This is a genomic window from Zobellia russellii, assembly GCF_018728565.1.
In the GTDB taxonomy this organism is placed as follows: Bacteria; Bacteroidota; Bacteroidia; order Flavobacteriales; family Flavobacteriaceae; genus Zobellia; species Zobellia russellii.
Genome location: NZ_JACSOI010000001.1, coordinates 913,894 through 937,119 on the forward strand (window position 1 = coordinate 913,894; position 23,226 = coordinate 937,119).

Annotated in this window: 13 protein-coding genes; 8 read left to right on the forward strand and 5 right to left on the reverse strand. The window is 38.8% G+C overall.

The annotated features are described in order from the left end of the window. A complete protein-coding gene (locus H9565_RS03810) occupies positions 1–3,324 on the reverse strand; it encodes a VCBS repeat-containing protein (RefSeq protein ID WP_215437690.1) in 3,324 nt (1,107 codons plus the stop codon). Between the two features lie 171 nt (positions 3,325–3,495). On the opposite strand from H9565_RS03810, the gene H9565_RS03815 reads away from it, so the two are divergent. After that, positions 3,496–5,148, forward strand: a complete 1,653-nt coding sequence (locus tag H9565_RS03815) for a solute:sodium symporter family transporter (RefSeq protein ID WP_215437692.1) — start codon at positions 3,496–3,498, stop codon at positions 5,146–5,148. Between the two features lie 74 nt (positions 5,149–5,222). Here H9565_RS03815 and dinB read toward each other — a convergent pair whose 3' ends face one another. The 4 genes from dinB to H9565_RS03835 form a co-directional block, all read right to left on the reverse strand. After that, complete coding sequence (dinB, locus tag H9565_RS03820) at positions 5,223–6,440, reverse strand: DNA polymerase IV (protein ID WP_215437693.1); 1,218 nt, start codon at positions 6,438–6,440, stop codon at positions 5,223–5,225. Further along, positions 6,440–9,412, reverse strand: a complete 2,973-nt coding sequence (locus H9565_RS03825; protein WP_215437696.1) for a DNA polymerase III subunit alpha — start codon at positions 9,410–9,412, stop codon at positions 6,440–6,442. Before H9565_RS03825 ends, dinB begins: the two co-directional genes overlap by 1 nt. Before the next feature lie 310 nt (positions 9,413–9,722). Beyond that, positions 9,723–11,297, reverse strand: coding sequence for a RagB/SusD family nutrient uptake outer membrane protein (locus H9565_RS03830; RefSeq protein WP_215437698.1), 1,575 nt, complete (start codon positions 11,295–11,297; stop codon positions 9,723–9,725). Positions 11,298–11,307: 10 nt separating this feature from the next. Then, positions 11,308–14,418, reverse strand: a complete 3,111-nt coding sequence (locus H9565_RS03835) for a SusC/RagA family TonB-linked outer membrane protein (protein WP_215437700.1) — start codon at positions 14,416–14,418, stop codon at positions 11,308–11,310. A gap of 346 nt (positions 14,419–14,764) precedes the next feature. Here H9565_RS03835 and H9565_RS03840 point away from each other — a divergent pair, with 346 nt between their 5' ends. The 7 genes from H9565_RS03840 (at position 14,765) to H9565_RS03870 (ending at position 23,219) form a co-directional block, all read left to right on the forward strand. Continuing rightward, positions 14,765–15,796: a LacI family DNA-binding transcriptional regulator gene (locus H9565_RS03840; protein ID WP_215437704.1), complete on the forward strand. Its 1,032-nt coding sequence runs from the start codon at positions 14,765–14,767 to the stop codon at positions 15,794–15,796. Positions 15,797–15,869: 73 nt separating this feature from the next. Continuing rightward, positions 15,870–16,532 carry a beta-phosphoglucomutase gene (pgmB, locus tag H9565_RS03845; RefSeq protein WP_215437708.1) on the forward strand — a complete coding sequence of 221 codons (663 nt, stop codon included), beginning with the start codon at positions 15,870–15,872 and terminating at the stop codon, positions 16,530–16,532. 31 nt (positions 16,533–16,563) lie between these two features. Continuing rightward, positions 16,564–18,867: a glycoside hydrolase family 65 protein gene (locus H9565_RS03850; protein WP_215437713.1), complete on the forward strand. Its 2,304-nt coding sequence runs from the start codon at positions 16,564–16,566 to the stop codon at positions 18,865–18,867. Between the two features lie 3 nt (positions 18,868–18,870). Continuing rightward, positions 18,871–20,649 carry an alpha-amylase family protein gene (locus H9565_RS03855; protein WP_215437716.1) on the forward strand — a complete coding sequence of 593 codons (1,779 nt, stop codon included), beginning with the start codon at positions 18,871–18,873 and terminating at the stop codon, positions 20,647–20,649. 60 nt (positions 20,650–20,709) lie between these two features. Further along, positions 20,710–21,405, forward strand: a complete 696-nt coding sequence (locus tag H9565_RS03860) for a glycerophosphodiester phosphodiesterase (RefSeq protein WP_215437719.1) — start codon at positions 20,710–20,712, stop codon at positions 21,403–21,405. Next, a complete protein-coding gene (locus tag H9565_RS03865) occupies positions 21,405–22,679 on the forward strand; it encodes a BaiN/RdsA family NAD(P)/FAD-dependent oxidoreductase (protein ID WP_215437722.1) in 1,275 nt (424 codons plus the stop codon). Before H9565_RS03860 ends, H9565_RS03865 begins: the two co-directional genes overlap by 1 nt. After that, positions 22,680–23,219, forward strand: coding sequence for a DUF1697 domain-containing protein (locus tag H9565_RS03870; protein WP_215437724.1), 540 nt, complete (start codon positions 22,680–22,682; stop codon positions 23,217–23,219). It begins immediately after the preceding gene. Positions 23,220–23,226 lie beyond the last annotated feature (7 nt).

Here is a 23,226-nt window from a genome sequence, read left to right on the forward strand (position 1 = left end):
CTATTTGCTGCTTTTTTTTGATAAGAAAATAGGAACGTCATTGTTCATGCCAATGATATAGAATTGGTTGTTTTTTACTTTGATTTTAGCAATACTTCTTGCAGACCCCTCAATATTAAATTTCTGGTTGCTTAACCATTCAAAACTTCCTTTTTGGTTATTACGTAAAATAACGCCGTGAGAAGCATCCATTCTACCTAATTGCGTGCTAATTTCAGTTGAGTTGCTTACAATTAAAAGGTCTTTAAACCCGTCATTATCAAAGTCGTCTACTGCAATATCATGAATTGTAGATGCTTGTGCAATAGTTGGGAGCTGTTTTATATTAAAATTTCCAACTCCATCGTTTTCGTAAAATAGACTTTGCAATTCATAGACTTTTTTTTGATGGGATTTTGTCAATTTCTCTTTAGAAAATAAGTCTGATATGGAGGCTTGAGCGAAGTCTTTGTAGGATAAAAATTCTTTATTTAAATAAGGTAATTGTTTAGTTAATTCGTCTTTTGATGCAAACGGTGTTTCTTTGGATTGATGGAAATGTGTCACTATTGGATCTGTAAGTCCGTTTTGGTCAAAATCTGCACTGTAAAGTGTAATAGGTTCTAATTTAGAAGCTTTGAATTTACTGTTAAGACCCCAGTTTCCAGCTATAAAGTCAATATCACCATCATTGTCAAAATCGTCGGCCACAATGGTGTTCCACCAACCATTAGTATTTTTTAAAGTAGGATTGTCTTGAAGCTGCAATGATTTTCCATTGTTGTAAAATATCGTAATCGGCATCCAATGCCCTACTATTATAAGGTCTTGAAAGCCGTTTCCGTTTAAATCTTTCCACACAAAATCTTTAACATTGCCTATTTTTTGAAACTCCTGTCCAAAAGTTTCCGATACGTCTGTGAAGCTTCCGGAGCCGTCATTTTTAAAGATATATTGCAAAGGGGGGATACCAAATTCATGTGGAATCTGGTCAGCAGTAATCACAACATCTTTATCACCGTCATTGTCAAAATCTACAGCGCTTATTTTTGATGCGTTAAGATAGAGTCTGGCAAACTGCTCGTCTTCTTTTTTGAGCAGCCCATTTTGATTTCGGTAAAATCGAGGTTGTAATGTTTTGCCCGTTTTAAATTCATTACCGGCACTAACAATAATTAAATCTTGGTCGCCATCACCATCAGCGTCAAAAAAGACTTGAGACACATCTTCGTTAATCGCATCTTCTTTAAAAAGGTTGGTTTGCTGTGATTTAAAACTTCCATCTGGATGCTGAACGAACAAAGCGGAAGCCTGACCTTTTGCGCCGCTGATGAAAATATCATCTAATCCGTCCGCATTAGTATCTGCAACGGAAATACTTGGTCCTTCATTGGTATTGGCAAAAGGGACCAATGGACTTCGGTTGAATTCAAGAGTGGGACTGTCTTTATGATAGAAACCGAGAAAATCAGGAGTGTTGTTTAGTATTGATGGGGTGAGTTTCTCCGAATTTTTATAGAAATTACCGTTTGCCTTAGAGATATTAAAGGTTAGTTTTTGATTGGCACGAACCTTTTTCAGTGTTTGAAGTTTTCCGCCTGGCCATATAATCTTTACTGAATCTAAAACGGAATCTTTACCTACGCCCAAATGCAATTCAGTAGGAACAGCGGATAAATAACCGCGGCTCACAAAATTTTCTGCACTTATGGGAGAGTTGTGGCCGTAGGCGATAACCTTTGCACCAATTCCAAAAAGATTGTTTTCAGGCCCCTCAAAGTCTATTTTTAGAAAGTGATTTTCATTGCTTGAAACACTTCTGTTTTCAAGGACAAAAGCTTCTTGGTCAACATTATTTACCACAATATCCAAATCCCCATCATTATCTAGGTCTGCATAAATACTACCGTTGCTATAACTAGCCTGTTGGTCAGACCATACACCGGACATATTTTTGAAGGTTAAATCTCCCTGGTTCTTGAAAAAATAGTTGGTAACTTTTTTCTTTGGCATTTCATCAATAAAGGTCATGTCTTCTTTGGTCATGCCTTTTTCAATACGTTGTTGAATATTGTCATTGGCAATGAAGTTGATAAAATCCATATCATTGGTAGCTCCTTTGATGCCGTTTGAAACAAAAAGGTCTTTAAGCCCGTCATTATCGTAGTCTGCCAGAAGAGCTCCCCAGGACCATTCAGTTGCAGAAACCCCTGCTAAGTGTGCTATTTCACTAAAGTTATTGTTGCCCAAGTTTAAATGCAAGGTGTTCTGCATATACTGGGGTGCGTACCCGTTACGCAGATAATTTTGGTAAGTAGGATATGGGTATTCTAAGCCAGATGTTTTATAAGTTTCCAGATTTTCGGGTAACATATCTAAGGAAACAATATCTGTAAGTCCGTCATTGTTGATGTCCGCCAAATCATTGCCCATGGAGAAATGAGTGGTATGACCAAGTTTTCTATCGTTTTTAGAGATAATTTCTTCAAACGTGCCATCTTTTTGGTTGATGTAGAGATAATCGTTTTCAAAAAAATCATTGCCTACGTAAATATCAGGATAACCATCATTGTTAATATCGCTTACGCCAATACCTAATCCATAGCCAATTTCACCTTGAAAAATTTTGGCTTCAGAAGATACATCAACAAATTTTCCATGTTCATTTCTGTAGAGGCGATCACCGGAATAGGGATCAACCTGTTTTCTTTTAGCGCCTTTTCCATAAGTGCGGTTAGGATAAACAGAATGGTTCAGGAGGAACAAATCCAAATCGCCATCTAAATCATAATCAAAAAATGCAGCTTGGGTTGAAAACCCTGAAAAATTAAGTCCGTACTTTGCGGCTTCTTCTGTAAAGATAGGAAGGCCATCATTGTCATTACCCTGGTTTACATAGAGTAAATTGGCTCCCTTAAGGTGTTTGTAATTGCCAACTTTACAAATGTAGATGTCTAAAAGACCATCGTTGTTTATGTCTACGTGAGTAACGCCTGTTGTCCATCCATTTGAATTAACGATTCCTGCTTTTTTACCTATTTCGGTAAATTTTAAATTGCCTTTATTTAAGTATAAATGGTCTGCACTTTCGTTGGCTGTAAAGTAGATATCTGTAAGCCCGTCATTGTTGAAATCTGCGGCTGCTACTCCCGCTCCGTTATAGTAGTAGAGATAATTAAGAATGTTGAGGTCAGGGGTGTTTTTAAGGAAGTTTTTGAAGGAAACTCCAGTGCTTGTGGCTTCTAATTTTTGAAATAAAGTTGTGGGTTCTTGCTTTTTTTCTGAGCAGGAAATCATTAAAAAGGACAGCGTCCCAACCCAAATTAAAAATAGTACTTTTTTCATAGTCAAAATCGTCTGCAAGATAATCAATGCCCAGAGGTATAGAAAATTACAGTCCCGTGAAATTTCATCCTTTTTTTGTGTCAAGTGTGATTTCGTATTTATTGTCCGTTAATCTTTAAGTTTTTCGTAAATAATCCAATATATTTAACCGAAATATCAAACCAATTTATAATGATCGGAATTTTGTCCTTTATAGGCTTTACCGCTTTGGTGGCCATAATATCTTATTTTGCAACACGTACAACCGATGAAAATTCTTCGGACGGTTACTTTTTAGGAGGAAGGAGTTTAACGGCTGGAGTTATTGCGGGGTCATTGTTATTGACCAACCTCTCTACCGAACAAATTGTTGGTCTTAACGGACAAGCTTATACCGAAGGAATTGTGGTTATGGCCTGGGAGACTTTAGCGGCTATTGCTATGGTGGTTACTGCCATTTTCTTATTGCCAAGGTATTTAAAAGGGGGTATAACTACGGTTCCTCAATTCCTTAAAGATAGGTATGATGTAACAACAAAAACACTAACGTCTATCTTGTTTCTTACAGGGTATGTTGTGGTGTTGTTGCCAACTATTCTATATTCTGGAGCGCTTGCGATCAGTACTATGTTTGATTTACCTACGATGTTAGGAGTCTCCGATGGTACGGCACTGAACTTAAGTATATGGGGTATTGGTATTATTGGTTCTATTTATGCCGTTTTTGGAGGACTAAAGGCTGTAGCGGTGTCAGATACGATTAATGCGGTTGGACTTTTGATCGGCGGACTTCTAATCCCTGTTTTTGGACTGATGGCTATAGGTGATGGAAGTGTATTTGGTGGTTTGGATGTCCTTTATCAAGCAAATCCTGAGAAGTTTGATTCAACAGGAGAAGTAACCAACAGTGTACCATTTTCAACTCTGTTTACGGGTATGATGCTTATTAACTTGTTCTACTGGGGTACAAACCAACAAATTATTCAAAGAGCTTTGGGAGCGAAAAACTTGGCCGAAGGTCAAAAGGGGTTATTGTTAGCTTCTTTTATTAAAATTTTAGGACCGTTAATCGTGGTGCTTCCCGGTATTATTGCTTTCCACTATTTTCAAGGTGGACTGGAAATGCCAGATCAAGCGTATCCGGCATTGGTAAATGCAGTATTGCCAAAGTATCTGGTAGGTTTTTTCGTAGCAGTACTTTTTGGGGCTATTTTGAGTTCGTTTAACAGTGTATTGAACAGCTCTGTAACCCTTTTTGGGCTTGATGTGTACAAGCAGCATATTAATCCGGAAGCTACAGAACAAACGGTAGTAAAATACGGTAAGATTTTTGGTGTTGTTTTGGCAGTAGGTGCCATGCTTATTGCGCCGTTAATATCTAATGCAGGTAGTCTCTTTGCCTACTTGCAAGAGTTGAACGGTATTTATACGATTCCAATATTTACGATAATCGTGGTGGGGTATCTTACAAAAAGGGTTCCTGCCATAGCAGCAAAAATCGGTATTATTGCTGGTGTTGTATTGTACTGTTTCAGTCAATTTTATTTACAGCCCATGTTTGTTGATGGGGCGTTGGAAGAGGCCGCTGCGGCCGGTATAATAGATGTTGATGCATTGGCATTGGTAAAAGCGGAAGCTTATCCACACTTTATTCACGTTATGGCCATTTTGTTCGTGTTGAATGCGGCTATTATGTTGGTAATAGGTAAAATATATCCTAACGAAAAACCATTTGAATTGGAGTATACCAAACAAGTCTCTATTGAGCCTTACAAATATGTGAAGCAGGTGGGTATTGCAATCTGTTTTATCGTAGTGGCACTGTATGTCTATTTTGCAAAATAAAGAACGGCTTATATAATTTAAGGCCTTGTACGGATTACCTCTGTGCAAGGCCTTTTCTTTGGGTAATATTTTTATTACCTTCTTCTGTTGGGCAAAAGGGGAGGCGGTTCTCCTGAAAACGGGTTCCATCGGCTAATACTTTTAGCTTCCATACCAGCGGCACTAATAACGGAACGGTCTCCGTACCGTTCACGCATTTTGTCTATGGCCAAGCTTAGACGTATTTGCTTTTCATTGTCTTCGAACAGATTAATTTGATGTCCTCCTTCTACCAAATGACTAAACCTAACCCCGATTAACCGTACTAGCAGACGCCTATTGTACAGTTTCTCAAAGAGGTTTAAGACTACGGGCAAGATGCTGCTGTCCAAAGAACTATATGGTATTCGCTGTTGTTGTGTATAGGTCTGAAAATCCGAATACCTGATTTTAAAGGTAACACAGGCGGTTAATTTATGACCTCTCCGTAATTGGTAAGCTAGATTTTCGGCCATTGCAATAATAATACTTTTAAGTTTTTTAATGTCCGTTGTATCCTTGTCAAAGGTTCGTTCCGTAGAAATGGATTTTCGCTCGTGGTATTGAATCACGGGACTGTTGTCTATACCGTTGGCTTTTTTCCAAATAGACAACCCGTTTTTCCCCAATACCTTATGCATTAATTGCATTGGCATTTCCTGAACGGTTACTATTTTTTTGATTCCCAAGTCACATAATGATTTATAGGTGACTTCACCAACCATGGGTATTTTTCTAACGGATAATGGGGCCAAAAAGGGCTTTTCGGTGCCTTTAAAAATTCTAATCTGGTTGTTAGGTTTGGCTTCTCCCGTTGCAATTTTGGAAACGGTCTTGTTTATAGATAATCCAAAGGAGATGGGTAGCCCTGTCTCGTTCATGATTTTTTCCCTAAGTTCAATAGCTATTTGGTGGCACCCAAAGAATCTGTCCATTCCCGTTAAATCTATATAGAATTCGTCTACCGAGCTTTTTTCATAAAGGGGAACGCTGTCCTTGATCACATCTGTAACCAAATTGGAAAATTTACTGTAGGTGGCTGCATTGCCCCTTAAAACTATAGCTTCCGGACATAAGTGCTTGGCCATACGCATAGGCATGGCCGAATGTATACCAAACTTCCGTGCTTCATAACTGCATGAAGCTACTACGCCTCGGTCAGAAACACCACCTATTAAAATAGGTTTTTTATTCAGGCGACTGTCCAACAAGCGTTCGCACGATACAAAGAATGTATCAAGATCCATATGTACTATAGCTCTTTCCTCTGGCATTATAAGGCACTGGTTTTAGGGTTTTCGGAATATCTGGGGTCTTCAATGATTGCTTGGTGGTACATGCTGATAACCTCAATAGTAACACATTCAAATTCTTCGGTTATTTTACCGGTTATAGAATAAATACCTTTTCCCCTAAAAGGGAATTTTGCGGCTATGGGAGGAAAGTGAACGGTATCTATAAAATCACCGTTCCTATCTAGAAAAGTTCCAAAATGCATTGATTTTCCGTTTGAAGTTGAAGTGTTTTTTGTAGCTACTAAATAACCTTCAATTGTAACTACCCGATTTTTATAATGAAGTAATTGGTTTGCTTTTAAGGTGTTTTCTTTAGGATTTGCCAGCAAATCGAAAGGGTTGCATAAGGGAAACCCCAACAGCTCATATTCATCAAATGCATTTTCTAATTCTGAAGTTTTTAGCTCTGGGGTTTTGTAGGATATTTTTTTAGATTGAAAAAGGGTAGGAACATGCTCTTCCTTTGGGGCTTTGCTCGTTTGTAAATAGGCGGCCCAGAGAAGTTCTCTTTTGTTTTTTCCGGTAAAACGGAATGCATTAATTTTAATAAGTATGGCAATTTGCTCTACTGAAACAGGAACTCTATCAACAAAATTATCCAAGCTTTTGAAAGGGCCATAGCGGGCTCTGTTTGCGCATATTTTTTCTATAGTTTGGGTTTCTAGGCTCCTTAGAAAACCAAATCCAAGGTAGAGGGTATTCTTCATAATAGTGGTCAGATACTCACTTTGGTTGATGCATGGAGCTTGGACGATACCTCCGTGCATTTTTGCTTCATGAACGTAAAGTTCACGGCTATAGAATCCGCCGCCATTGTTGAGCGTTGCCACCATATATTCTAGGGGGTAGTACGCTTTTAAGAACAGGCTCTGGTAACTTTCTACGGCATATGAAGCAGAATGTCCTTTGGCAAAAGCATACCCGGCAAAGCTTTCAATTTGGCGCCATATATCACTTGTAACAGCATCAGCTTTACCATCGGCCTTACAATTATCAAAAAATTGTTGTTTTACTTTTAAGAATTCATCTCGCGACCGGAATTTACCGGACATGCCACGGCGTAGTGTATCTGCTTCATGAAGTTTCAGTCTCCCAAAATAATGTGCTACTTTAATAACATCTTCTTGATAAACCATGACCCCAAAAGTTTCGGGCATGATATTCAATAGCACAGGATGAGCATCTTTTCTTCGTTCAGGATATCGGTAACGTAAAATGTATTCACGCATCATTCCCGATTTTGCCACACCGGGCCTAATAACGGAACTAGCAGCCACCAAGCCCAAATAATCATCTACCTGCAGCTTTTTTAAAAGCATTCGCATGGCGGGAGATTCTACATAAAAGCATCCTATGGCCTTGGCGTTTTTTAAAAGGTATTTAATGCGCTTGTCCTCTTTGAACCGTTTAATGTTATGAATATCTATGGGCTTTTGAAGGGGATGGTTCTTCCTTACAATTTCAACGGCATCTTTTATTTTTCCCAGACCGCGCTGACTCAAAATATCAAACTTGTATAATCTAATATCTTCTGCCGCTACCATGTCTATTTGTGCAGTGGCAAAACCTTTGGGAGGCATAAATGTGGCACAATAGCTATGAATGGGTTCTTCGGAAATTAAAACGCCTCCGGCATGAATACCTAAGTAGTTTGGGAAGCCTTGTATATATTGACTGTATTTTAAAACCAGTTGAGATAAATTATCCAGTTGGTTAAAATTGAATTTTCCTTTGGTAAGTATATCTATTTCCGACTTTGGTAACCCAAAAACTTTTCCCAGTTCACGTACGGACGCCTTGAATTTAAAGGTGTTATAAACGGTTATAAGAGAAGTGTTCTTAAATTGTTTGAACATAAATTGAGTAATATCGTCCCTATCGGACCAAGAGAAATCAATGTCAAAATCAGGTGGATTTCTACGATGTATATTTATAAAGCGTTCAAAATAAAGATCAAGCTCTATTGGGTCTACATCGGTTATGCGTAAAAGGTATGCTATAATACTATTGGCCCCACTACCACGGCCCACATAGAAATACCCTTTGCTGCGTGCGTATTTTAAGATTTTCCAATTGATCAGAAAATAGGAGACAAATCCTTTTTCTTTAATGATGGCCAATTCTTTGTCTATACGGGTATAAATCTGCGGAGCTGCATTTTTATAACGATATGGAATACCTTGGTGGGCTAATTTTTGAAGGAATCGAAAATCCAACTCCTCATTGTTAGAGTATGCACGCTGGTTCTTTGGTTTGGTTTCGGAGAAATCAAATTTAATGTTACAATTATTTAGTAATCGTAATGTGTTTTCTAGTATCTCCGGAAAATCAATGTGAATAAGTTTGATTTTATCTTCGGATAAAAATTGATCTGTCTCTTGGCCTTGTTCATGTACGGGCAACTTGCTCAATAACGTATTATTGTCAATGGCCCTTAATAGACGATGGGTATTAAATCCCCTTTTACTTTGAAAAGACACGGTATGGAGTAGTACCAAACGGTCTTTGTTAATGCTCTGTTTTGAAAACTTTAAGCCATTTAATTGTTTTAAGGAAATTCCTAAATACTCATTTTGCTTTAGCTTATAATTTCTTGCCTTTTCAAAAGGATAGATTATATAGCTGTTTTCAATTTCAATAGGTCTTTCAGGTATGGCTAGACCAGGTTGGTGTAAAAAAGAGGACAGATAAGAGTTGATGTTTTTATAACCTTTATTGTTTTTTGCAAGGAGGATAAATTGCTGACTGGCACCATTTCTAAAATCAACTCCTAGGATAGGTCTTATACCATATTTAGGGGCTAAACGGACAAAATCAAGACCGGCGGAAGTATTGTTAATATCCGTTAACGCTAAAGTCTTACAGCCGTTTTGGGCGGCTAAACTTAGAAGTTCGTCAGTTTTGATGGTACCGTACCTAAGACTATAATATGTATGGCAGTTTAGATACATATATTATGGGTCTTTATAGTTTTTTTATACCCAATTGAAGCCGATTCAATAGTTTGCGAGAATGTATAAGGGGTAAGTTGTGGACGAAAAATTTGCATAGCTATCCTTATAAAAGTGGAATAGCTAATTTATGGAATATTTCCTTTTATTTGGATTATATCCATAATTTGATTGTGTTAAAATTTAAAGCTAAATATGGTTGTAGGGTATAAGTTATTTGAAAGTGATTCAGTTTGTGAGTGAAAAAAGAGAACAAAAAAAGGCCTTGACTTCTTTGTCAAGGCCTTTTTAAACACTTAAAATATAATTTCTAGTACCCTGGATTTTGTACTAGATTTGGATTAGATAGAATTGCAGTCTCCGGTATAGGGTAGAGATTTGTATTTTCATCTCCACTAACTTCCTTAAGGCTCCAAGGAGAAGTGAATTGTCCAAATCTAACTAAATCATTTCTTCTCCAGTACTCTATAAATAATTCTCTTCCTCTTTCAGCAAGTAGTTCTTCTTCACTTACAGATGTTAAGTCAGGAGTATCAGTTCTTTTTTGCCTTAGCTCATTAACTACTCCTGTAATATCATTCCCCATGCGCATCATAGCTTCTGCTCTCATCAAATGAGCATCTGCATAACGGAACATAATTTGATGTCTTCTAAATGAGTTGTTTTGGTTTTCTTCATCAGTAGGGTCAAATGGGTGATATTTAATTACTCGTACCCCTTCTACTTCAGTATTACCTACTAGGGCAGGGATTTCTTTGGTGAAATTCAAAGGTGCACCTTGGCGATTGGTAAGTGGGGTGCCATCTTCATTATACTGTTGACCAATTAAAAAGCCGTAACCAATACCTAAGTTCTGATTGTTTGCTGTTGTGGCATCAGGAACAAAACCTCTTCGTTCTTCCTGACCATCGCCTACGTAGTTGGTATTTTCAGCTCCTTCAAAACTATTATAGAAATCAGAAAGAGTAGTAAATCCGTTCCATCCACCACCTTCGTTGTCAGGTGAATTTTGGTTGTAATGAAGCGTATTCCATATTCTTCCTCCAATCTCACTATTTAAATGCCAAATAGTTTCGGTATCGTCCGTAGGTTCAAAAATTTGAAAATAACCTTCTTGTATGGCAAAACCTTTTGCTTCAATTGCGTCTACAGCATCTATGACTTTTTGCATATCGGCAGCATCAAAAGTGCCTGTACCTTTATAAACAGCAGCGTTTAAATAAAGTTTGGCCAATAAAAAGTTAGCCGCTTCTTGTGTTGCTTTCCCAGTATTGTCAACACCTGGTGTTACTGACGGTAAGTTAGGCAAGGCATCAAGTATATCTGTCACAATAAAATCAAAAGCTTCTGTTCGGCTCATAACCATTGGATTAACATCTGGTCCTTCGTCTACACCTCTAAAAGGAACAGAGCCAAAAAGATCTACAACAAAAAACATGTTGAACGCACGAAGAAACTTTGCTTCTGCAACAACTGATGCTGATGGATTGCTTTCAATGATTTCTGTAGCTCTAAAAATGTTTTGATTCAAATTGTTCCATGAGTTTTTCACAAATAGGTGGGAAGTAGTCCAAGTATGTGTGTGCAATTGTCTCCAAATACCGTTGTCACCCCAGTCGGTTCCTCTAGTGGGAACCAAGAGTTCATCTGTAGCCACTTCAGAAAGTGCATACATGTTTTCTTGGCCCTGGAAATCTCCTCCAACTTTATTGTAAAGATCGCTAAGTGAAGACTCTGGATCACTTAAGCCTGTAAATCCTGTTGACCCAGAATCTTCGCTTATTAAAGAATCTGTCTCTTCTATTTCAAGATCGGTACAAGAGACCGCTAGAGCCATCGTCAATACCGAAAATAACATTGGGGTTATTTGTATATTTATTTTCATATCAATTTTTTTAAAAAGTTACATTGATTCCAACGGTCAAAGTTCTAGGTCGTGGAAAAGAACTATAGTCAATACCGGCTATTGGCAAGCCGTTTAGTAGGTCATCACCTGCAGGGCTTACGCTAACTTCTGGGTCAAGACCACTGTAGTCAGTAATTACAAATAGGTTTTGTGCGTTTAGGCTTAGTCTCATAGAGTCAAAACAACCTTCTCCTGAAAGAGGCACATTGTAACCTATAGAGGCATTTTGAAGTCTCACAAAATCACCTTTTTCTAAGAATCTAGTTGAAACCGAAGCTTCTGCAAAACGTCCTTCTTCTCCAGCAAGCGCAACAACATCTTGAGTTACATTGTTTCCACTGCCTATAGCACCACCGGTAAAGAAGGCATTAGCCGTGTTGTTGTAAATGTAGTTGCCAAACTGACCGTTAAAGTATAGAGAAGCATCCCAGTTTTTGTAATTTAAACTGGTTGAAAAACCTCCAGTAATATCAGGTAAAGCGCTTTTGCCGACAAATTTTTGGTTATCGTTTCCACCTTCATGAACAGGGTTTCCGTTTTCGTCAAAACCAACGAATTCCCGTAAGTAGAAAGAAAATAAAGGTTGTCCTGAAGCTAAACGTTGAGAAAATGCATTTGAAAGACCTGCACCACGTATCGTTCCTGCGGCAATTTCACCATCAAAATCTTGTATTTCATTCTTGTTGTAAGCAACATTGAACCCAGCGGACCAGTTAAAATCCTCGGTTTGTACAAAATCATAGTTCAATGCAAATTCTACCCCTTGGTTAAGAACTAAAGCATCTAAGTTTTGAAAGAATGTTGGTTGTGGGGATGGTTGTGCCGCTTCAATATTTAAAAGAAGGTCTTTGGTCTCTTTTCGGTAAAAGTCAATACTTCCGTTTAATCTATCATTGGCAAAACCAAAGTCAAGACCTACACCATATTGAGTGGTTTCTTCCCATTTCAAATCCGGATTTGCAAATTCAACTGTTGTAATACCTGGTATGTTGATTTCTCCAGCATCATTAATGCTTCCGTCAGAGTATCTTTCTCTTCTTACAAAACGTCCATAACCAAGACCGTCCTGGTTTCCTGTAATACCATAGTTTAACCTAAGTTTTAATGTAGACACTGCATCTCCAATAAAATCTTCCTCATTAATTTTCCAAGCAAAAGCTCCTGAAGGGAAAATACCATATTGGTTGTTGTCTCCAAATTTAGAAGAGCCATCTGCTCTTACTGTAGCTGTAAATAAATATTTGTTAGCTATGGTGTAATTAACTCTTGCAAAATAAGATTGCAGTTCATCTGTGTTATCAAATGTATCAGCAAAAATTGAACTAACAGGAATAGATGCGTCACCTAAAAAGTCAGTCTCCGTTGTTGGAAACAATCTGTTTACAAAAATACCATCTGCAATATTACTTGCATACCCGTATTGTTGGTAAGAACCGGAAATTCTAGATTCTAAAATGTCAGAAGCATTTGATAAGTCTCTGGCCATTGAATTAAGGTCGGACGTAGCATATCCCCAGCCTTCTATATTTCTTCCTCTAACATTAAAATCTTGATAAGAAAAACCACCCAGTACATCTAGGGTTGAATTAGAAAATTCTTTCTTGTAGTTCAATGTAAGTTCAAAGAGTCTATTCTCATTGGTGAGGTCGTTTAAAGCACCACGGCCATTACCAGCTGCGCCTCTAGAAACGTTAAACGAATTAGAACTTAATGAAGCTTCGCGTGTTGCATCTGCCTTGTCATAGCCTAGGGTAGCTTTCGCTGTCAACTCAGGGGTTATGTCATATGCTGCAGAGAAATTTGCTAAATAACGGTTAGTGTTATTTAAACTTTGCCAGTTGTTCAATAAGTTTAGAGGATTAATCCTGTCTCCAGGATTAAAGGTTGCACTAGCGGGCCAAGTTGGGTTAGCTGAGTAAGCCGACCCTAAAAGGTCTCCTGTAGAACCTGCACTACCGCTTAATGGCGGTGCCTCATCATTTACACGTGAGATTGTACCTTGAAAATCAAGCTTTAATTTGTCTTCTAAAAATCTTTGAGAAATATTTAAACGACCAGTGATACGTTCTTGAGAAGATTTTTTTATAACACCAAATTGTTTCCCGTAATTAAAGGTAGCTCTTACGTTACCTGAGCCGTAATTACGTGAATAAGCCAAGTTGTTATTGGTAGAGGCAGAATTACGTGTTACCAAACCTTGCCAATCAGTATCGTTGCCAAAATCTGTGGCAGATCCTCCAAAAGCATCTACGGCAGATAGAAATTGACGTCTGTTAAGTAAATCATATTCTTCTGCAGGTTCTGAAAAACTTAAGTCCGAAGAGAACTCCCATGTTCCTCCTTCAGCACCACCTCTTCCACTCTTTGTAGTTATGATTACAACACCATTGGCACCTCTTGAACCATAAATTGCGGTAGCGGAAGCATCTTTTAAAACACTCATGCTTTCAATATCATTAGGGTTTAAGAAGCTTAGAGGATTTCTAGCAGAACTAGAGCCTACACCAATATTAGTTCCTTCTGAAGAAGTATCTCCAGATGGTAATGGTACACCATCTACAACAAATAAAGGGTTGTTGTTTGATCTTACGGACGATGTTCCTCTAATACGGATAGAGACTCCGGATCCGGGTTCTCCACTTCCTTGGGAAATTTGAACACCGGCCGTCTTACCTTGTATTAACTGTTCAGGTGAGGAAATCACACCTTTGTTAAAGTCTTCGGAAGTAACGGAGGCTACAGAGCCTGTAGCATCCTTTACGGTAGTAGAGCCATAACCAATTATTACTACTTCGTCCAAAGCTTGGGCATCTTCTTGCAATGTTACGTTAATAGTAGATTGGCCATTTACCGGTATTTCCTGAGAGGCAAAGCCAATGTAGCTGAATACCAATGTGGCGTCTTCGGGAACGTTGCTCAATGCATAATTTCCGTCAAAGTCCGTTTGTGCGCCAGTAGTTGTACCTTTAATGACAATACTTGCTCCCGGCAAAGGACCGCTTGCATCGGAAACAGTTCCTGATACATCTTGTGCCTGTGCTATGCCAAAGCTTAAAAAAGCCGCAACCATAATCAGGTTTTTTAGTAGCATGATCTTCATAAATGAGATGTTTTAAGTTGAGTTTAATTATAAAATAATGTTAAATGTATATAAAATTGGCCTTAAAACACACGAACGGGCGCCTGCGAAAACTACGAAAACGGTTTCGTGTTAATAACTTTTATATAATTCGATTATAATAATTATAATATCGAATAAATATCAAATAAATAATAAGTGAAGGTTGAAATCGGGGAATTGATATCTATTTCAAATATACAGTTTTTCTTTTTAATTAAAAAAGTGCTAAAATTACCTGTTAAACACCTGAGGTTGTTAAAAAAAATGAGAAGGTTCTCATTTACTCATTTTATAGTTTATTTTCACTATCCAAAAGTTATAAGATTTGAAACGAAAGATTACTTTAAAACAAATTGCTAAAGAATTAGAGGTATCTATCTCCACGGTTTCAAAAGCGCTAAAAGATAGCGATGAGATAAGTGCTGACACCAAGCAAAAGGTAAAGGCCTTTGCAAAATTGTATAATTACAGGCCCAATACTATAGCCTTAAGCCTTAAAAACAGAAAGACAAAGAATATAGGTGTTGTTATTCCAGATATAGTACATCATTTTTTCACTACGGTTTTTAGAGGTATTGAGAAGTGTGCCAATGAACATGGCTATAACGTGGTTGTATGTGTGTCTGATGAGTCGTACGAAAAAGAAGTGTTCAACATGGAACTTCTTGCCAATGGTAGTATAGACGGCTTTATTATGTCCGTTTCTGCGGAAACTCAGCAGAAGAATGACTTTAGCCACTTAAAAGAAGTAATGGAACAGGGTTTTCCGTTGGTTCTTTTTGATCGTGTCATTGATGAAATTAAGTGTGATAAAGTGGTGATGAACGATGAACAGATTGCTTACGATGCGACTGTGAAAATGTTGGCCGAAGGAAAGAAGAAAATAGCACTGGTAACTACTGAAAGTTATTTTAACGTTAGCGAAAAGAGGGCAGAAGGTTATAAAAGGGCCCTTCTGGACCATAACATAGCCTATGATGAAAAGTTAACCTTAGTTTTGCCTTTTAAAGGAATAGAAGAGTCCTATATAGAGAACTTTGTTGAAAATGAAAGTTTTGATGGGGTGTTGTGTGTTAATGAAATTTTTGCAGTACTGTTTATGGGCGCAGCTCAAAAGAAGGGGCTTAAGATTCCAGAAGATGTTTCGGTAATTGGCTTTACGGACGGACTTTTGTCCCGCTACTCCTCTCCAACATTAACAACTGTTGCCCAACACGGAGAGAAAATGGGAGAAAGGGCGACTGAGATGTTAATTGAAAAGCTTGAGAACGAAATTGGTTTTGATGAAGAGGAAGTCTATAAAACAGAGGTTATAGAGGCAACTCTTCTAGAAAGAGGCTCTACTATAAATAAATAGATGTTGGTCCAATACTGCTGGATTAATTTTTTAAGGAGTTACCTATTATTATAATCTAATACGTTGAAACTATATGAGCACATCCGCATTTATATTTGACCTAGACGGCGTAATTGTAGACACCGCAAAGTATCATTACTTAGCTTGGAAGAAACTGGCCAATGAATTGGGTTTTGAATTCACAAAAGAGCAGAATGAATTATTTAAAGGCGTAAGCCGTAAAAGGTGTTTGGAAATCCTTTTGGATATTGGAGGCATTACGGCCACCCAAGAACAATTTGATACTTGGATGGTTGAAAAGAATGAAGACTATCTAGAATACATAGAAAAAATGGATGCGTCCGAAGTTCTACCGGATGTGCCTAAGGTCTTAAATTTTTTGAAGGAAAGGAATATTCCTATTGCCCTTGGCTCGGCAAGTAAAAACGCACGGCCCATTTTGGAAAAAGTAAATCTTTTATCTTATTTTGATGCCATTGTAGACGGCAATGACGTAACCAAGGCAAAACCTGACCCAGAGGTTTTCTTGATTGCGGCCCGTAAGTTAGGCGTTGCACCGGAAAAATGTCTTGTTTTTGAGGATGCAGTGGCAGGTATACAAGCGGCGAACAATGCAAATATGGTAAGTATTGGTATTGGAGACGCCCAGGTTCTCTCCGAAGCGAATTATAATTTCAACGACTTTACGGAGATGAGCCTCGATTTTCTGGAAAGCTTAATGTCGGCCGAGGCATAAGCCCATTTTTTCACCCCTAAATTTAAACGAAATGCAAGAGTATATAAAAGCGGACCCTTGGTCAATTATTGAAGAAGGTTTTGATAAAGAATTGGTCAAATCATCAGAAAGTATTTTCAGTATTGGTAACGGAGCTATGGGGCAACGGGCCAATTTTGAAGAGCAGTATTCGGGAGATACTTTTCAAGGGAGTTATATAGCTGGGGTCTATTATCCGGATAAAACCCGCGTTGGCTGGTGGAAAAATGGGTATCCAGAGTATTTTGCCAAAGTTCTGAACGCACCTAATTGGATCGGAATAGAGGTTTTCATCAACGGAGAACCTTTAGATTTAAATACCTGCAAAAAAGTAGATAATTTCAGTAGGGAACTAAATATGAAAGAAGGCTGGTACCGTCGTGTTTTTACGGCCGTTCTGCCTAATGATGATAAGGTTTCCGTTAAAGTAACACGTTTCCTGTCTTTGGATTTAGACGAGGTTGGGGCTATTAAATATGAAATATCACCTGAAAATGGCGATGCGGAAATTAAGTTTGTTCCTTATCTAGATAGCGGTATTACCAATGAAGATTCCAACTGGGACGATAAGTTTTGGAACACTACTTCGGTGACTTCGGAAGGCAAGCAGGCTTTTATAGAAGCGCATACTATGAAAACCCATTTTGAGACCTGCACGTTTATGGAAAGCAGGTTGTTCCTTAACGGGGAGGCTATAGAACATCATCCAGCGGAACAGATTTCCGAATTGCGTGTTGGTCACGAATATGTACAAACTGCTAAACAAGGAGATACGTTAGCGCTCCATAAGTTAGGAGGATATGTAGTTTCTCGTAATCATAATGCATCTGCATTAAGGGAAGCTTCTAAAAAAGCTTTGCTCAAAGGTTTTGATCTAGGGTTTGAAGCGTTGTTGGATAGACAAAAGCAAGCCTGGGCCAAAATATGGGAGATGAGCGATATCACTATAGATGGCGATGTAAAAGCGCAACAAGGCATCCGGTTCAATATTTTTCAGTTGAACCAAACGTATTTGGGCAAGGATTCACGTTTAAATATTGGACCTAAGGGGTTTACGGGAGAAAAGTACGGCGGAAGTACCTATTGGGATACGGAAGCGTATTGTATTCCTTTTTATATGGCTACCAAAGATCAAAATGTGGCTCGTAGTTTATTGAAATACAGATACAATCACCTTGAAAAGGCTATTGAGAACGCTCAGAAATTAGGTTTTTCAAATGGAGCGGCCCTTTATCCAATGGTTACCATGAACGGTGAGGAATGTCATAATGAATGGGAAATCACTTTTGAGGAAATACACCGTAACGGGGCTATAGCCTTTGCTATTTATAACTATTACCGCTTTACGGGAGACTACTCTTATATCCCGGAAATGGGGTTAGAGGTACTTATTGGTATTGCCCGTTTCTGGCACCAACGAGCCAGCTTTTCTTCGGCCAAGAACAAATATGTTATATTGGGGGTTACGGGACCCAACGAATATGAGAACAACGTAAACAATAACTGGTATACGAATTATCTGGCCAAATGGTGTATTGACTATACCATAAAGCAGTTACAGCAGGTTGAAGACGGTTATAATGAGGATTACCAAAGGGTAATTGGCAAGGTCAAACTTACGGACAATGAAGTAGGACAATGGCAAAAGGTAGCGGATAATATGTATTTCCCGTATTCCGAGGAAAAAGGTGTTTTCTTGCAACAGGACGGATTTTTGGACAAAGAGCTGATTACGGTTAGTGAGCTGCCCAAAACACAAAGACCTATCAATCAAAAATGGAGTTGGGACCGCATTTTACGTTCGCCCTATATCAAACAGGCCGATGTTCTCCAGGGCTTTTATTTCTTTGAAGACCATTTTTCGGAGAAGGAATTGGAAAAGCATTTTGATTTTTATGAGCCTTTTACGGTACATGAATCCTCTTTATCGCCATGCGTACATAGCATTCAGGCTGCAAAATTAGATCGTATGGAGCAGGCCTACACATTCTATTTGAGAACTTCCAGATTAGATTTGGATGATTATAATAAAGAAGTAGAAGAGGGCTTGCACATTACCTCTATGGCCGGTACTTGGATGAGTATTGTAGAAGGCTTTGGAGGAATGAGGGTGGTAGACGATAAGCTTTCTTTTGAGCCCAAGATACCAGAGCAATGGCAGGCTTATTCGTTTAAAATCAACTTTAGAAATAGAATTCTTAAGGTAACCGTAAAAAATGGTAGTACCGAGTTTCTGCTTAACGGTCAGGAAGATATGTCTATCCGCTTGAACGGGGAACGTGTAGTGCTAACCCCTAATCAAGTGAAAGTAGTTTAAGGCATGGGGCAGAATAAAAAGAAGGTGGTATATCATGTGTTTACTAGATTGTTCGGTAATACCAATACAACTAATAAGCCGTGGGGAACCATTGAAGAGAACGGGGTAGGGACGTTTTCGGATTTTTCAAAAAAGGCCTTGCAGGAAATTAAAAACCTGGGTGTAACCCACATATGGTATACAGGAGTGCCCCACCATGCCGTAATTAACGATTATACGTCATATGGAATTTCTAATGACGATCCGGATGTAGTAAAAGGAAGGGCAGGATCGCCGTATGCCGTAAAGGATTATTACAATGTAAATCCCGATTTGGCAAAAAATCCGGAAAATAGGCTGAAAGAGTTCAAGAATTTAATCGGCCGTACACATAAAGAAGGTCTAAAGGTAATTATTGACATCGTTCCCAACCATGTGGCACGGAAGTATGAAGGCGGTTCAACTCCTGAGGGTAAGGAGCCTTTTGGAGCGTCAGACGATACATCGGTAGAATATCATAGGGACAATAACTTTTATTATATTCCCAATACTCCTTTTCAAGTACCAGAATGGCGTGATGGGTATTTGCCATTGGGCGGGGAAAACCATGAAGGGGTAGACCATAAGTTTTATGAAAACCCGGCAAAATGGACGGGCAATGGTTCGCGTTTGGCGCAACCGGACTTTAATGATTGGTACGAGACCGTAAAAATAAATTATGGGGTAAGACCGGATGGTCATTATGATTTTGATGTTTTACCAGATGATTTTGGTGGGAAGGACTATAAGGCCCATTTTGAGTTTTGGGAAGAAAGGTCTGTTCCGGATTCTTGGAAAAAGTTTAAGGACATTGCACTATACTGGATAGAAATGGGCGTAGACGGTTTCCGTTATGATATGGCCGAAATGGTACCCGTGGAGTTTTGGAGTTACATGAATTCCAATATTAAAATGAAAAATCCGGATGCCTTTTTAATGGCCGAAGTCTATAACCCCCACGAATACAGAAATTATATTTTTAGAGGGAAAATGGATTACCTCTATGATAAGGTAGAAATGTACGATTCCCTAAAAGGAATTATGCAAGGCCATGGTTGGACAGATCACATTCCTGTTATAAAGAACGGTACGCAAGATATTGAACACCACTTGTTGCATTTCTTGGAAAACCATGATGAGCAGCGTATTGCTTCTCCAGATTTTGCCGGTGATGCCAATAAAGGAAAACCTGCAATGGTGGTTTCGGCCACTATGACCACCGCTCCGGTTATGATTTATTTTGGACAAGAGGTAGGCGAGCCTGCTGCGGAAAATGCTGGATTTGGAAGCCCCACACGGACTTCAATTTTTGACTATATAGGAGTGCCGCACCATCAAAGGTGGGTGAACAATAAAAAGTTTGACGGAGGCCAGCTCTCCAAAGAAGAGGCTGAGTTACGGGATTTTTATCAGCGTTTATTGTCTTTTACCGTTAATAGTAGTGCCCTAATGGGGGCATATCAAGACATTCACTTTTATAATAAAGACCATACGGAATATTACAACCATCACGTACTTTCATATGTACGTTGGTCCAATAGTGAAAAGCTTATTGTTATTTCAAACTTTGATGCCAATGACTGGTTTGGTTTTGAATTGAAGCTTCCGGAAAATATTGTTCGCGAATGGCAATTGCCAGATGGGGAACATATCATTACTGATGTACTTTACGGGGTGGAGAAAACCTTAAAAGTGCAAAATGGTTCCGCCCAAGTACGCATAGATATTAATCCTCTGGAATCTTTTATTTTCACTGTAAAATAGTATATCATGAATAAGTTGTCAATTCTGACTATCTTTTGTGCACTAGTTCTATCAAGTTGTATGGAAAACAAGAAACCATTAGTTATTGGGCACCGCGGTGCCATGGGCCATGAAACCGAAAATACCATAGCTTCTATTGAGAAAGCCATGGAGATGGGTGTGGATATGTTGGAGATTGATGTTTTTAAAATAAAGAGCGGTGAAATTGTGGTCTTTCATGATGATACGGTAGAGCGCTTAACCGACGGAAAAGGTGAAATAGAAAAGTATACCCTTAACGAGCTAAAAGCTTTAACCGTAGAGGGCGGGCATAAAATACCCACGCTACAAGAGGTTCTGGATGTTATGGCAGGAAAGACCCAATTGAATATTGAACTAAAAGGAAGGAATACGGCCGTTGATGTGAATAGAATGATGGGAGCCGAAGTAAAATCGGGTAAATGGCAACTGAACGATTTTATTATTTCCAGCTTTGAGTGGGATGAGTTGCGGGATATGCGAAAGGCAAATAAAGAAGTAAGAATTGCTGTTTTAATTGAAGGTAACCCACTGGACGCACTGGAGGTTGGCAGTGAATTGAATGCTGAAGCTATTAATCCTAGCTTTAAGAAACTTACCGCAGAGAATAACATAAAGATAAAAGAGGCCGGTTTTAAGATTTATCCTTGGACGGTAAACGAGCCACAAGATATTCTACAAATGAAACGCTTTGGCGTTGATGGTATTATTACCAATTATCCAGAACGTATTGATTAATGTTTGATGTTATCGTTATTGGCGGTGGTGCCGCAGGATTTTATACGGCTATTCATATTGCGGAGGCAAAACCACATCTTAAAATTGCAATTTTAGAACGGGGCAAGGATGTCTTGGGAAAAGTAAAGGTTTCCGGTGGAGGACGTTGTAACGTAACCCATGCAGAATTTGACCCAAGGGAGTTGACCAAAAACTATCCGAGGGGAGAAAAAGAACTTATAGGCCCCTTTCACACCTATTGTAGCGGAGACACCATAGCTTTTTTTGAAGAAAGGGGAATAACCCTCAAAATAGAATCGGACGGGCGCATGTTCCCGGAATCGGATTCTTCCCAGACCATTATCGATTGTTTTTTGAACGAAACAAACCGTTTGGGTGTTAAAATTTTAAAACACAGCGCGGTTTCCAAAATTGAAAAAAAGGAGGATAAAGAAGGGTTTAAAATAACCACTATTAAACATAGTTATGAGTGTGAAAAACTTGTAGTGGCAACAGGAAGTAATCCTAAAGTTTGGAAGCTTCTAGAAAATATGGGCCATACAATTGTGCCTGCGGTGCCCTCTCTGTTTACGTTTAATTGCAAAGACCAGCGTATTGCTGGTATTCCCGGGGTAAGTACATTGGCACAGGTAGAGGTATTCCAAAATCAAGTGTACAACTCAAAAGTTACCACACGATTAAAAAGCAAAAAATCCAAACTGCCCATTTTAACTTCGGATGGGCCACTTCTTATTACGCATTGGGGTTTAAGCGGACCGGCAATCTTAAAACTATCGGCATGGGGTGCACGTTTATTGAATGACATGCACTACAAATTTAAGATACGGGTAAATTGGCTTCCGGATTATAACTTTGAGGGACTCATGGGACTGTTTTTGGAAATCAAGGAGGTTGAGGCCAAAAAAACCGTTTTAAGAACCAAGGCACTTGAAGTTCCCCGTAGGTTGTGGACCAATCTGGTACGGGCTTCCGGCATCGATGAGACGGATAAATGGGCCGATGTTACCAAAAATCAATTGGAGAAATTAGCGCATCAACTTGTAGAATGCGAGCTTAAAATTGATGGAAAAAGTACCTTTAAGGAAGAGTTTGTCACTGCAGGCGGTATCGATTTAAAAGAAGTGAACTTCAAGACGTATGAGAGTAAAAAGCTGCCCGGTATGTATTTTGCTGGCGAGGTCATTAATGTAGATGCTATTACGGGAGGTTTTAATTTCCAAAATGCTTGGACGGGCGGGTATATTGCCGCACAGGCCGTAGCTAATAATTTTTAAATGAGTGTTTATATTGCTTTGTTAAGAGGAATAAACGTAAGCGGGCAGAAGAAAGTGCCTATGGCAGCGTTGAGGTCTATGTTAACTGAAATGGGTTTTTTAAATGTAAAAACCTATATACAAAGTGGTAATGTGGTTTTTGAAAGTGAGGAAGTAAGCACTGCTACTTTAGAAGTTTCAATTGCTGAAAACATTAAAAGAACTTTTGGTTTTGATGTGCCTGTTCTGGTAAAATCAAGAAGCGACTTTCAGGATATTTTCAATAGTAATCCGTATACGGATTTGGATGCCATTGCCCGGAAACAAGTGTATTTTGTTTTGTTGAAAAATCTGCCGGAGCAAGGACTTGTTGATGCTTTTAGTACAGAAACCTATGCTCAAGAGGAGTTTGCAATAACGTGTTATTGTGTGTGTTTATGGTGTAAAACGGGATACGGAAAGGCAAAATTGAACAACAATCTTGTAGAGAGAAAGTTAAAGGTTGAAGCCACTACCCGAAATTACAACACCATGGTAAAGCTACTTGAAATGTCTTCTTGAAACAGTA

What these genes read in the sequence shown, in the direction of transcription:
- H9565_RS03815 (WP_215437692.1), top strand. Translation starts at nt 3,496, where the DNA reads ATGATCGGAATTTTGTCCTTTATAGGCTTTACCGCTTTGGTGGCCATA.
- H9565_RS03865 (WP_215437722.1), top strand. Translation starts at nt 21,405, where the DNA reads ATGTTTGATGTTATCGTTATTGGCGGTGGTGCCGCAGGATTTTATACG.
- H9565_RS03850 (WP_215437713.1), top strand. Translation starts at nt 16,564, where the DNA reads ATGCAAGAGTATATAAAAGCGGACCCTTGGTCAATTATTGAAGAAGGT.
- H9565_RS03810 (WP_215437690.1), bottom strand. Translation starts at nt 3,324, where the DNA reads ATGAAAAAAGTACTATTTTTAATTTGGGTTGGGACGCTGTCCTTTTTA.
- H9565_RS03830 (WP_215437698.1), bottom strand. Translation starts at nt 11,297, where the DNA reads ATGAAAATAAATATACAAATAACCCCAATGTTATTTTCGGTATTGACG.
- H9565_RS03870 (WP_215437724.1), top strand. Translation starts at nt 22,680, where the DNA reads ATGAGTGTTTATATTGCTTTGTTAAGAGGAATAAACGTAAGCGGGCAG.
- H9565_RS03835 (WP_215437700.1), bottom strand. Translation starts at nt 14,418, where the DNA reads ATGAAGATCATGCTACTAAAAAACCTGATTATGGTTGCGGCTTTTTTA.
- H9565_RS03855 (WP_215437716.1), top strand. Translation starts at nt 18,871, where the DNA reads ATGGGGCAGAATAAAAAGAAGGTGGTATATCATGTGTTTACTAGATTG.
- H9565_RS03860 (WP_215437719.1), top strand. Translation starts at nt 20,710, where the DNA reads ATGGAAAACAAGAAACCATTAGTTATTGGGCACCGCGGTGCCATGGGC.
- pgmB (WP_215437708.1), top strand. Translation starts at nt 15,870, where the DNA reads ATGAGCACATCCGCATTTATATTTGACCTAGACGGCGTAATTGTAGAC.
- H9565_RS03825 (WP_215437696.1), bottom strand. Translation starts at nt 9,412, where the DNA reads ATGTATCTAAACTGCCATACATATTATAGTCTTAGGTACGGTACCATC.
- dinB (WP_215437693.1), bottom strand. Translation starts at nt 6,440, where the DNA reads ATGCCAGAGGAAAGAGCTATAGTACATATGGATCTTGATACATTCTTT.